The following is an 11,988-nucleotide window of genomic DNA, read 5'->3' on the forward strand; positions in this document are numbered from 1 at the left end:
TAGGGGAGGCGATTTAGAGTTATTTAATTAAAAAAATAATGGAAAGCCCAAAGATTGAAAATATTGAACTGAAATTTTTAACGCTCAGAGATTACGAAGCGTTGAAACAAGCTACCATTCAATCTTATGGAGGGCTGCCAAATAGCTATTGGAAGATAAATGAAATTGGAAACCTGATTGATATATTTCCCGAAGGGCAAGTGGTAATTATGGCGGATGGCGAAATTGCCGGTTGCGCCCTTTCCATTATTGTTGATTATGATGAAATTGAAGATCAGCATACTTATAAAGATATCACAGACGATCCAACCTTTAGCATCCATAACCCAGACGGCGATGTATTATACGGAATAGATGTGTTTATACGTCCAGATTTCCGTGGGTTACGTTTGGGAAGAAGATTATACGATTACCGAAAAGAACTTTGCGAAAACCTAAACCTTAAAAGCATTGTTTTTGGAGGAAGGATGCCCAATTACCATTTACATGCCGGTAAGGTTACGCCCAAACAATACATTGAAAAAGTAAAGAGTAGACAAATTGAAGATCCTGTTCTTAACTTTCAGATTTCAAATGATTTCCACCCTGTTCGCGTACTGAAAGGTTATTTGGAAGGCGATAAAGCCTCCGGTGAATTTGCGGTTTTAATGGAATGGGACAATATTTATTTCACAAAACCAGATAAAAAACCAAAACCCAGCGCCATTAAAAGTGTGGTTCGTCTAGGATTGATTCAATGGCAAATGCGTTCCTATTCAGGTTTGGAGGAATTGATGCAGCAGGCAGAATATTTTATTGACAGCGTTGCTGGTTACCGTTGCGATTTTGCGATGTTTCCCGAATTTTTCAACGCGCCGCTGATGGCAGAATATAACCATATGAGCGAGCCGGACGCCATCCGTGAACTTGCAAAATATACCAAGAAAATTACCGAAAAACTCTCTACCCTTTCCATTTCATATAACATAAACATCATTACCGGCAGTATGCCCGAAATGGTGCGCGGCAAGTTATATAATGTAGGTTATTTATGCAGAAGGGACGGAAGTGTGGAACGTTATGAAAAAATTCACGTAACTCCGGACGAAGCGAAAGTTTGGGGTATGGTAAACGGAAATTCCCTAAAAACCTTTGATACAGATTGTGGAAAAATAGGGGTTTTGATCTGTTACGATTCCGAGTTTCCTGAATTATCAAGATTGCTTTCAGACGAAGGAATGGACATTCTTTTTGTCCCTTTTCTTACCGACACACAAAACGGATATTCCAGAGTGCGTCTATGTGCACAGGCTCGCGCCGTGGAGAACGAATGCTACGTTGCTATTGCAGGAAGTGTAGGCAATCTACCAAAGGTGCACAATATGGATATTCAGTACGCACAGAGCGCTGTATTCACGCCCTGCGATTTCTCTTTCCCCAATAATGGTATAAAAGCCGAAGCAACCCCAAATACAGAAATGATTTTGGTGGCCGATGTTGATTTGGATTTGCTCCGTGAACTACACACCTTTGGTGCAGTTCGAAATTTAAAGGACAGAAGAAAGGATTTTTATAGATTGGAGCGGGTGAAGAAATAATAATAAACCTACAAGGTTTTAAAATCTTGTAGGTTTCAATTTTGTTTGAAGAAACAGTTCCCAAACCGCAACCCCAATTACAATAATATATTCCAAAGCCACTAACCATAGCTTTTCATCAAAGCCATCTTTTCCATAGGCTGAATAACTAAGCACTACCATAAAACTCCAAACAATTGGAAATTTATATTTCGTAAAAACCGACAGCAAAAGGGGAGTGGCAATGTACCACGGATGCACGGTGGTTGAAAGCAGAAAGTAGAATGAAACCGCAAGAAGCATAGCGGTTATCAATTGCTGAGGTGTTTTATTTTTTCTAAAAAAAGCAATTCCCAAAACAAAAAGAAACACTATAACGGGAAGAATCTTTCCAACGGTTTCAATCAAATTCCAACCCATAATCTGAAACCCAATCCATCGAATAATGTAATAAACACTCGCATTAAACTCAAAGTTTTGAAACCAAAGCGCAATGGTTGATGAAAAATTCTGGATAAATTCCGAAGATATAAATGGAATAAATGTTACTGCAGTAGTAACTAACACTACTATATAAAATTTAAATAAAGATGTCACGCTGAGCTTGCCTGTACTGAGCGAAGTCGAAGTATCGAAGCGCTGTTGAATTTCTGCAGTATCTTTTTTATTTATAAAATACTTCAAAAATAAAGGTAGAAACAGTAACGGAATCAGCTTCACTGAAATCGACACACCAATCAAAACGGCTGCCAATAGCCATTTTCCTTTAAAAAGTAAATACAAGGCCCAAAGAAAAAAGAAAAGCATCATCCCTTCAAAATGAAGGTTTCCGGTAAGTTCAATGATTATAAAAGGATTAAGAAAATACCAAAAGATATTTTTGATTGGAATATTTAATCTCTCCAATATTTTTTTTCCGAAGTAAAGAATTCCAACATCTGCCAAAATAATCGATACACGCAAAACAATCACCGAACCCAAAATACTTTTCCCTGCAAACAGTGCAGCAACCGCGAAAAATAATTGATTAATGGGCGGATAATTACTGAAATGGCTGGCATTTAATGCGCCCATTCCATCGCGCAATAGTTGCGATTGTTCAACTGTCACCTCGAGCGCAGTCGAGAGATCGGGAGTAAACAAATAGGGACTTACACCTTGCAACAGCAACCGTCCATCCCATAAAAATCGGTAAAAATCTTGAGAGAGATTCGGGATCGAGCCAATAAAAGTAAGTCGAAAAACAATTCCCAGACCAGCCAAAAACCAAAAGTTAAGTCTGAATTTTTCAATAAAAAGAAAAGCTGTAATAAACAAAGCTGAATAAAGAGTGATGAGTTTTATAAAATCACTTCGCTCTAAATCATATCCAAAACTGATGTAAAATGCGACGGAAAGTACCGCAAATAAAAGTGGGATTTTATATAATTTAATGAAATTCAAAAAACAGTTGTTTTTAATCGTTAGCTAGAATCCAAAAAATCTAAAATCAGCAATCCACAATCATTAATCAAATCAGTCTTGCCATTCTGCAATAAACATATTTGTATCGTGTCCGCCGCCATTATTTCTATTGGAAGAAAAAACCAGTTTTTTTCCATTATTTGAAAATACTGGAAAAGCATCAAAAGTTCTACCGTGTGTAACGCGTTCCAAGTTTTTACCGTCAATATCAATTAAATAAAGATTGAATGGAAATCCCCTTTCTGCCTCAAAATTGCTTGAAAATAAAATCTTCTTCCCTGAGGGATGAAAGAACGGTGCCCAATTGGCATTTCCTAAATGTGTAAGTTGTCTAAGTTCACTTCCGTCAGCATTGCATATAAAAAGCTCCATTTCGGTGGGTTGCACCAAACCTTGGGCGAGCAAATCTTTATATTCCTTTATTGCTGCTTCGGTTTTTGGGCGGGAAGCGCGAAAAATTAATTTACTTCCGTCCGGTGAAAAGAACGCCCCACCGTCATATCCTAATTCGTTAGTGATTTGTTTTACATTTTTCCCATCGAGATCCATGGTATAAAGTTCCAAATCGCCGCTTCGCATGGAGGTAAATACAATTTTATCGCCTTTTGGTGAAACAGTTGCTTCTGCATCATAACCAGGTTCGTTTGTGAGTTGAGCTGTAATATTTCCCTCTAAATCTGACACAAAAATGTCGAAGCTATCATAAACGGGCCAAACGTATTTTCCTTCCTTTTTCAGGGGAACTTCGGGACACTTTTCATCTTTTAGATGGGTACTTCCGTAAACAATATGCTTTCCATCTGGCAGAAAATAACTACAGGTGGTTCGGCCTTTTCCGGTGCTTACCATTGGGGGCTGGTTGTCTTTAAAAGTTTCGTCTGCATTCATTAAAAATATCTGGTCGCAGTTTACGCCCCAATTTTTGTAGTTGCTTTGGAAGATAAGTTTGCTGTCGTCAAAGCTCCAATATGCTTCGGCATTGTCGCCACCAAAAGTCACTTGCCGAATATTTTTAAAATGTTTTTCTTCGGGATAAATTAGGGTGTCATTTGTTTGGGAATCGAGAACCGCCTTTGTTGTTTTTTCAATTGAATTGGAGGATTCTTTCTCTGTTTTTTTTACTTCATTTTTACAACTTGCAAAAATCGAAACAATTAGCAATGCGTATAATATTTTCATTTTTAATGTACTTTTGAACAAAAGTAAGGATATGCGTGCAATTATAGTTTTATTTCTGGCAATAGTAGTTTTTTCCTGCAAGGAAGCAAAAGTGAAATCGATAACGATGAAAGAGGACGTTTCGGTTTTAGCTAACGATAGCTTGAATGGAAGGAAAACAGGTTCAGCAGACGAAAAGAAAGCTGCTGAATATATTGCAAAAAGATTCTCTGATTTAGGGTTACGATCAAAAGGAACCGACGGCTATTTTCAAAAATTCACTTTTAAGACCAGTAAAAACCCACATCAAGAAGCGGAATTTACTTCAGAGAAAAATGACAGTACTCAAACAGGTGAAAACGTAATAGCATATTTTGACAACAAGGCTGAAAACACTATTGTAATCGGCGCGCATTATGATCACTTGGGAATGGGTGGCGAAGGTTCGCTTTACCGCGAAGGCGAAGCAATCCACAATGGCGCTGATGATAATGCGAGTGGTGTGGCAATGATGCTGCATTTGGCAGATTCACTTCAAAAGGAAGGTTCCCCAAAAAATAACAACTATCTTTTTATAGCTTTTTCGGGTGAAGAAGAAGGATTATTGGGCTCGAATTATTTTGTAAAAAACCCAACCACCGACACCAAAAAAGTAACCTATATGCTCAATATGGATATGGTGGGAAGATTGAATGCTGAAAATGCTTTGGCAGTTTACGGCTTGGGAACATCACCAATTTTGAAACAAACCGTTAATGCAAATGCAGGCGATTTAAGTATCATAGAAAACGACAGCGGTGTTGGTCCCAGTGATCATACTTCTTTTTATTTGTCGGATATTCCAGTTCTGCACTTTTTCACAGGTCAGCATGAAGATTATCACAAACCGAGCGACGATACTGAAAAGGTGAACTTTGAAGGAATGGAAATCGTTTCAAATTATATTTTTAGCATCATCAAAGATTTGGACAGTCAGCCAAAACTTCCATTCCGAAAAACCAAAAACGAGAGCGAAGCAGTGCCTGATTTTAAAGTGACTTTGGGCGTGGTTCCCGATTATCTTTTCAGTGGAAAAGGAATGCGAATAGATGGCATTAGCGAAGATCGCCCCGCACAAAAAGCGGGACTACAAAAAGGCGATGTGGTTGTAAAAATGGGCGATTTTGAAGTGACAGATATGATGAGTTATATGAAAAGCCTTTCAAAATTTGAAAAGGGACAAACTACCCAAGTAACCATTGATAGAAGTGGGGAGTTGAAAGAGGTTGAGGTTACATTTTAAAGTTTTTAATTTATCAGTATTCCACAGTAACCTAGACCAATTATTGCATAAACAATTGAAATTATAATTTTACCTATTTTCTTTTCTTTATCGGTTGCTTCTAATCTTATAAGGACTTGACCGCAGATAAAAACAACAAATGGGACAAAAACAAATAAAATAAATAAAATCATTTTTTTAATTTAAATATTACATCATCATAGTTCCGCAAATGCCAAGACTAATAATTACATACACGGTTGCAATAATGAAGAGTATTTTGGGTGTCTTGCGTTTTCCATTATAGTACAAAACTCCACCGATAATACTAAGTATAATTGCTGGTGACAGAATTAATAAGATGACTATTACAAAGATGATGGTGTAATCTGCTTCTAAATAAATCATAACGCTTCAGATTTAAGTTTTTCTAAATATTCTTTTTTGTCATCCCTATAAAAAAGGTTCATTGTTTCAAAAGGGATGATTTTATAATCCTTGTCTACAATATGGACACAGGATTTTTTAATGCTACGAACGTCGAAATTGTAAGCGTCAATAAACTGCATTATAATTACCCTAAAAAGATTGTCATAGCCTAATTCCGGCGCATCAATATTTGGTAGACAACAGAGAATAGATTTAAGATTTTCCTGCGCACATTCCACTGAATTTCCTGTGCTGAAAAGCTCTATCATTTTTCCTTTCAACATTTCATCCTGTTCGTACACAATCGTATTTTTACTATTATCGAGTAAATCTTGCGGGTTGATGTAACGCGTTAACGGAAAAACCTCATCCCCTAATTTCAATGCGTAACCCATCACCAAAGCATCAGGATTACAGGGAACTGGAAGTAAATCTTCGGCGTTGAAAACTTCGGTTTGTTCCAAGATTTTTCTTCGAACTTCTGTGAGAGTAATTCTATCGGTTTCGGTGTTGAAATCTTCCAGCCTTCCCGCAATTTGCGTGGGTTGAAAGGTTACGCCACGAACACATTTTTGCTTTAATGCGAAATCTATAATCTTACCAATTTCACCGTCGTTTAATCCTTTTTGAAGCGTAACAACCAAAGTTGTGGAAAGATTCACTTCATTCAAATTAGCAAGCGCTTGCTGACGGATTTTACTTAAATCTGCTCCACGAAGTGTCTGCAAAACTGAATCTTCAAAAGAATCAAACTGCAAATAAATTTCGAAATCGGGAGCGTATGTTTTCAGTTTTTCGGCAAAATCTTTTTCTTTCGCAATCCTAATTCCATTGGTATTTAGCATTAAATGTTTTATTGGGAGCGTTTTCGCATAATCCAAAATTTCAAAAAACTGTGGATGGATTGTGGGTTCCCCACCACTAATTTGAACCACATCTGGTTCCTTTTCATTCCGAACCACGGCATCCATCATTTTTTTTATTTCGTCTAAAGTTCGATGTCTTCCGTATGTTGGAGACGAACCTGCATAACAAGTAGGGCAGGTGAGGTTGCAGCGGTCTGTTACTTCGATTATCGTCAAGCAAGAGTGCTGTTCATGGTCTGGGCACAAACCGCAGTCATAGGGACAGCCATAATGCGTCTTTGTGTTGAAGGTATATGGCATTTCTGAAGGCTTGTTGTAGTTGCGTATATTTTTATAGTATTCTATATCGTCCGCAATCAAAACTTTGCTGTTGCCGTGTTCGGGGCAACGCTTCAGCATAAAAACATTGTTTTCCTCAAAAACTATTTTGGCGTCAATTCTTTTTAAGCATTCCGGACAGAGACTTAATGTGAAATCATAATAGGTGTATTTTCTTACCGGCATATGGAATTGATTTTAAAATTGTTTTGTAATAATATAAAAGGCAAATAATACAAAGTATTTGAACGCTGCTCAGTCCCATAATAAAGAATTCATTGGGCTTCAAAAATTCTATAAAAAAGCGAAAACTGAAATAGCTAATCATAAACCATTGAAACATTTCGCCGCTTATCAACCCCGAAACCTCGAGGTTTTTCTTCTGAATTTGTCTTAGTATTATTGCTAAAAGTAGCAAAAAAACGAGTTCGTACAACGCAATGGGATGCCGAGAAATGCCATCGCCCAAATCCATTCCGAAGAGAGAGGAGGTTTCTATACCATAAGTGAATTCATTGGTGCCTGAAAGAAAGCATCCTATTCTGCCTATAAAAATTCCGAGGAGGATAGGGAAGGTAAACAAATCACCTGACGAACGTTCTTCGCCGATTATTTTTTTTGAGATCTCAACACCTAAAAGTCCCCCGAATAAACCGCCCATAATTGACTTTGCGTTTAGTAATTCAATCCAAGTATTTTGTGAATATTCAATAAAGGGATATTCCAAGAAACCTATAATACGCGAACCAATCAAAGCGCCAAAAGTGGCGCCGATAATGATGGAAAGTCTGTTGTTTGATGAAATTTCATCCGTGCTTCTTTTGCGAAGAAAAGCATAGTAGCGGAAACCTACGATAAAAGCCAGATATTCAAGAATGAGATGAATATTTATATTTATTCCGAAGAGAATTGGCTCGAAAGGGATTTCCAAATTTTGGCTGTTTGGTTATAAATGTAGTCAATTTTGGAAATAAAAAAACCTCACAAATCATAAAGATATGTGAGGTTTAGTTCTATTAATCTCTTTTGGAATTACATCATTCCGGGCATTCCACCGCCCATACCGCCTGGCATTCCGCCGCCGTTTTCTTCTTTAATATCAACCAAAGCGCATTCGGTAGTAAGAATCATTCCAGCAACCGAAGCAGCGTTTTCAAGCGCAATACGGGTTACTTTTTTAGGATCGATAATACCAGCTTTTAGCATATCAACATAGGTTTCGGATTTTGCATCATAACCATAGTTTTTCTTGCCTTCCAAAACTTTATTGATTACTACGGAACCTTCACCACCACCGTTTTCAACAATGGTGCGAAGCGGTGATTCAATTGCACGAGCAACGATCTGAACGCCAGTTGCTTCGTCTGAAGTATCAGTTGTAATTTTTTTCAAAACCTCGATAGCACGAACCAATGCCACACCACCACCTGCAACAATGCCTTCTTCTACAGCCGCACGGGTTGCATTAAGTGCATCATCCACTCGGTCTTTTTTCTCTTTCATTTCAACCTCTGAAGCAGCGCCTACATATAAAACGGCAACACCGCCGGCCAATTTAGCCAAACGTTCTTGCAATTTTTCTTTGTCGTAATCGCTGGTTGTAGATTCAATTTGAGATTTTATTTGGCTTACACGGCCTTTTATATCCTTTTTGTCTCCTGCACCATTTACGATTGTTGTATTGTCTTTGTCAATAGTTACGGTTTCCGCAGAGCCCAACATATCGATTGTTGCATTTTCCAAAGTGAAACCGCGCTCTTCAGCAATAACGGTTCCTCCAGTCAATACTGCGATGTCTTCCAGCATTGCTTTTCTTCTATCGCCAAAACCTGGAGCTTTTACTGCTGCAATTTTCAATGACCCGCGAAGTTTATTTACGACCAAAGTAGCCAAAGCCTCTCCGTCTACATCTTCCGCAATAATCAATAAAGATTTTCCTTGTTGCGCCACTGGCTCAAGAATAGGAAGTAAATCTTTCATTGAAGAAATTTTCTTATCATAAAGCAAAATCATTGGGTTGTCCAATTCAGTTTGCATTTTTTCGGTATCGGTTACGAAATATGGAGAAAGGTATCCTCTGTCAAACTGCATTCCTTCAACAACATCAACATAAGTTTCAGTTCCTTTGGATTCTTCAACGGTTATAACACCTTCTTTACCAACTTTTCCGAAAGCCTTAGCAATCAGTTCTCCAATTAGTTCGTCGTTATTTGCAGAAATGGAAGCAACTTGCTTTATCATTTCAGAAGAATTACCAACTTTAGTGGATTGGCTTTCCAAATTTTTAACGATTGCTTCAACAGCTTTATCGATGCCGCGTTTCAAATCCATTGGGTTTGCACCGGCAGCTACATTTTTAAGACCTTCTTTTACTATTGCTTGTGCAAGTACGGTAGCAGTTGTTGTTCCATCACCTGCAAGATCGTTGGTTTTTGAAGCAACTTCCTTAACCATTTGCGCGCCCATATTTTCAAGTGGGTCTTGCAACTCAATTTCTTTTGCAACGGTAACACCATCTTTGGTCACTTGTGGTGCGCCAAAGGATTTGCTGATAATTACGTTACGACCTTTTGGGCCTAAAGTTACTTTTACTGCGTTTGCCAATGCGTCAACACCGCGTTTTATTGAGTCGCGGGCTTCTACATCAAATTTTATATCTTTTGCCATTTTTTAAAATGCTTTATACTTTTGGCTATATGCCTTAAGCTTTGGTTAAACTAATTTTTTGAAATTTATTTAGAAATGTTAGATGATGGCTAAAATATCATCTTCACGCATAATGAGGTAGTCTTTTCCATCAAACTTTAACTCGCTGCCAGAGTACTTTCCGTAAAGAACAGTATCGCCAACTTTCACAGTCATTTTGTAATCTTCTTTGCCTTTACCAACGGCAACTACTTTACCTTTTTGTGGTTTTTCTTTTGCAGAATCTGGAATGTATATACCAGAAGCGGTTTTAGTCTCAGCTTCTTGCGGCTGAACCAAAACTCTATCAGCAAGGGGTTGAATTTTTAATGCCATTTCAATTTTATTTTTTAGTTGTTAAACTTGAGTTTAATGTTTGGAGAGCTAAAGGGCAGAAATTGTGCCACTGCCCATAAACTGACAGTTTATAAAACAAAAATGCCAGCTTGTCAGAAGCTGGCATTTTTAAATATTTTAAAATGTTGTATTATTCCGCTGGATCTGTAGTAGCTGGTGCTGGAGTTTGTGTGGTTGGAACCGCAGGAACAGCGCTTTCGTCAAAAGTTTTTGATTGTACAGTATTGCTTCCCATAATGAAAACGTTGGAAAACAAAATAAGTGCTAACATAATGGTTGCAAGAGTCCAAGTACTTTTATCTAAAAAGTCGCTTGTTTTCTGCACGCCGCCAATTTGTGCGCCGCCGCCGCCGCCGAACGATGAGGAAAGCCCGCCACCTTTTGGGTTTTGAACCATTATAACTATGACCAATAAAAAGGCCACTATCATTATTAAAATTAAGAATATTGTAAAAGTACTCATGATTGTTCTGAATTAATCAATTTATCTATCGCCCGAATTTGGTCTGCAAAGAAACCACTTTTTTCGGGATTTTTCAAAATTAATATTTTATATGCTTGAATTGCTTTTTTATAGTTTTTTTGTTGCAAATAAACTTTAGCCAAAGTCTCTGTCATTAGTGCCTCAGACGTTGGTTGAAAAGATGGGATTGGAATTTTCGGCTCTTCTTTTCGGGTTTTATTTTCTACATCCGGAGGAATTATTTTTGGCCGTTCTTGGATAAACTTGTCGATGAGGCCAAATTTCCGCTCTTTCTCGTCCTCTTTTATTGACTTTTCCGATTCCTCTTTCGAAATTTCTTCCGGCCGTTCAATGGGTTTCGCTTTTGTCAGTTTCAACCATTCGGAGAAAGAGTGAGTGTCGCTTTTGGTAAATTCCAAAGGTTTGTCAGGTTGCAGGACCTCCTCGAGTTTTTCTTCTTTCTTTTCAACTAAATTGGTGACAGACTCCACTTTTCTTTGAAAAAGTTGGGGATTCAAAATATCCTCAGCTTTTTGCATTTCGGCTTTCAGTTGTCTGTCTATTTCAAGGCTTATCTGTTCAGAAACATTATCGGAAATAACGTTTATTTCTGCTACCGAAGCATCGTGCTGCAAAATGGTTTGTGAAATTTCGTTTTGAATGAATTTTTCCGAAGTTATATAATCAAACAAAATATCGCGATCCGTGGTATGTGCAGCGGTAAGCTTTAAGGCATCGTTATAAAGAAAGCTGTCCAGATTTTTCAAACCTTTAAGCTGCAAAGCCCGCGCACTCTGGAAATAAGGATATTTCTTTATGAGCAAATCCAGCGCAGCTAAGTCTTCAGAAGTTATTTTCTGTGGGTTGGCTAGTAAATATGTGAAGTTGGAAGTGTTCAAGATATTACCAGTTTGCAAGCGATTTGTTAAAAATATCCTGGGTTAAGCGTTCAAAAATAATATCGACTGCAGCATCCAGCTTTGAGCCTGTTAATTGCGTTTGGCCGGGATAATCGTAATAAAAACTGAACGGTTGCTCAAAATCTTTCAAGGGTTCTTTTGTGTTGAAAAAACGAATGTTTATACTTATAGTAAGCCTGTTTTGAGCTGCCGTACTGTTTGAAGTTGCCGTGATTGGCGCAATGTAATATTGTGTTATCTCGCCTTCGTAAACCAAATCGCCGTTATTGTTCACAAGATCCAAGCTGGTTTGGTTCAGCAACAAATCCTGCAGTTTTTGCGTGAAATCACGAGCAATTCCTGGCTCTACAATAGGTGCGTTGTTTTGAAAATAATTCACCTGCACTGTTTTTGTAGTGCTGTAATTTATATCGGCCCCAGTAAATGAATACGGTCCGCAACCCTGCAATAGAATTGTTGAACTTATAAATAGGATAATTGAAAATATTTTTGGCATCGATGTTACTTTTAT

Annotated in this window: 11 protein-coding genes; 2 read left to right on the top strand and 9 right to left on the bottom strand. The window is 37.9% G+C overall.

Annotated elements, in window-relative coordinates:
- The first annotated feature begins 38 nt into the window (after window positions 1-38).
- Window positions 39-1,577, top strand: coding sequence for a bifunctional GNAT family N-acetyltransferase/carbon-nitrogen hydrolase family protein (locus tag ESU54_RS15255; RefSeq protein WP_111845117.1), 1,539 nt, complete (start codon window positions 39-41; stop codon window positions 1,575-1,577).
- 18 nt (window positions 1,578-1,595) lie between these two features.
- Here the strand turns inward: ESU54_RS15255 and ESU54_RS15260 are convergent, their stop codons facing one another.
- Both ESU54_RS15260 and ESU54_RS15265 read right to left on the bottom strand, forming a co-directional pair.
- Complete coding sequence (locus tag ESU54_RS15260; protein ID WP_111845116.1) at window positions 1,596-2,999, bottom strand: glycosyltransferase 87 family protein; 1,404 nt, start codon at window positions 2,997-2,999, stop codon at window positions 1,596-1,598.
- A gap of 72 nt (window positions 3,000-3,071) precedes the next feature.
- Window positions 3,072-4,199: a TolB family protein gene (locus ESU54_RS15265; protein WP_111845115.1), complete on the bottom strand. Its 1,128-nt coding sequence runs from the start codon at window positions 4,197-4,199 to the stop codon at window positions 3,072-3,074.
- A 31-nt stretch (window positions 4,200-4,230) separates the two neighbouring features.
- Here ESU54_RS15265 and ESU54_RS15270 point away from each other — a divergent pair, with 31 nt between their 5' ends.
- A complete protein-coding gene (locus ESU54_RS15270; RefSeq protein WP_111845153.1) occupies window positions 4,231-5,460 on the top strand; it encodes a M20/M25/M40 family metallo-hydrolase in 1,230 nt (409 codons plus the stop codon).
- Window positions 5,461-5,843: 383 nt separating this feature from the next.
- Here the strand turns inward: ESU54_RS15270 and ESU54_RS15280 are convergent, their stop codons facing one another.
- From ESU54_RS15280 to ESU54_RS15310, 7 genes are all read right to left on the bottom strand, one after another.
- Window positions 5,844-7,238 carry a radical SAM protein gene (locus ESU54_RS15280; protein WP_111845113.1) on the bottom strand — a complete coding sequence of 465 codons (1,395 nt, stop codon included), beginning with the start codon at window positions 7,236-7,238 and terminating at the stop codon, window positions 5,844-5,846.
- Window positions 7,210-7,983, bottom strand: coding sequence for a prolipoprotein diacylglyceryl transferase family protein (locus tag ESU54_RS15285; protein WP_111845112.1), 774 nt, complete (start codon window positions 7,981-7,983; stop codon window positions 7,210-7,212). Before ESU54_RS15285 ends, ESU54_RS15280 begins: the two co-directional genes overlap by 29 nt.
- Window positions 7,984-8,084: 101 nt before the next feature.
- A complete protein-coding gene (groL, locus tag ESU54_RS15290) occupies window positions 8,085-9,719 on the bottom strand; it encodes a chaperonin GroEL (RefSeq protein WP_111845111.1) in 1,635 nt (544 codons plus the stop codon).
- Window positions 9,720-9,797: 78 nt separating this feature from the next.
- Window positions 9,798-10,073: a co-chaperone GroES gene (locus ESU54_RS15295; protein ID WP_111845110.1), complete on the bottom strand. Its 276-nt coding sequence runs from the start codon at window positions 10,071-10,073 to the stop codon at window positions 9,798-9,800.
- A gap of 151 nt (window positions 10,074-10,224) precedes the next feature.
- On the bottom strand, window positions 10,225-10,557 hold the full coding sequence (gene secG / locus ESU54_RS15300; protein WP_111845109.1) for a preprotein translocase subunit SecG: 333 nt from the start codon (window positions 10,555-10,557) through the stop codon (window positions 10,225-10,227).
- Window positions 10,554-11,456: a hypothetical protein gene (locus tag ESU54_RS15305; RefSeq protein ID WP_111845152.1), complete on the bottom strand. Its 903-nt coding sequence runs from the start codon at window positions 11,454-11,456 to the stop codon at window positions 10,554-10,556. Before ESU54_RS15305 ends, secG begins: the two co-directional genes overlap by 4 nt.
- A gap of 4 nt (window positions 11,457-11,460) precedes the next feature.
- Window positions 11,461-11,973 (bottom strand): LptE family protein, encoded by a 513-nt coding sequence (locus ESU54_RS15310; protein ID WP_111845108.1) that lies wholly within the window; start codon window positions 11,971-11,973, stop codon window positions 11,461-11,463.
- Window positions 11,974-11,988: the final 15 nt, after the last annotated feature.

The organism is Aequorivita antarctica, from assembly GCF_007997155.1.
GTDB classification, from domain to species: domain Bacteria; phylum Bacteroidota; class Bacteroidia; order Flavobacteriales; family Flavobacteriaceae; genus Aequorivita; species Aequorivita antarctica.

Coding starts and splice junctions, on each gene's coding strand:
- ESU54_RS15265 (WP_111845115.1), bottom strand. CDS start 4,199: ATGAAAATATTATACGCATTGCTAATTGTTTCGATTTTTGCAAGTTGT.
- ESU54_RS15255 (WP_111845117.1), top strand. CDS start 39: ATGGAAAGCCCAAAGATTGAAAATATTGAACTGAAATTTTTAACGCTC.
- ESU54_RS15270 (WP_111845153.1), top strand. CDS start 4,231: ATGCGTGCAATTATAGTTTTATTTCTGGCAATAGTAGTTTTTTCCTGC.
- ESU54_RS15280 (WP_111845113.1), bottom strand. CDS start 7,238: ATGCCGGTAAGAAAATACACCTATTATGATTTCACATTAAGTCTCTGT.
- groL (WP_111845111.1), bottom strand. CDS start 9,719: ATGGCAAAAGATATAAAATTTGATGTAGAAGCCCGCGACTCAATAAAA.
- ESU54_RS15310 (WP_111845108.1), bottom strand. CDS start 11,973: ATGCCAAAAATATTTTCAATTATCCTATTTATAAGTTCAACAATTCTA.
- secG (WP_111845109.1), bottom strand. CDS start 10,557: ATGAGTACTTTTACAATATTCTTAATTTTAATAATGATAGTGGCCTTT.
- ESU54_RS15295 (WP_111845110.1), bottom strand. CDS start 10,073: ATGGCATTAAAAATTCAACCCCTTGCTGATAGAGTTTTGGTTCAGCCG.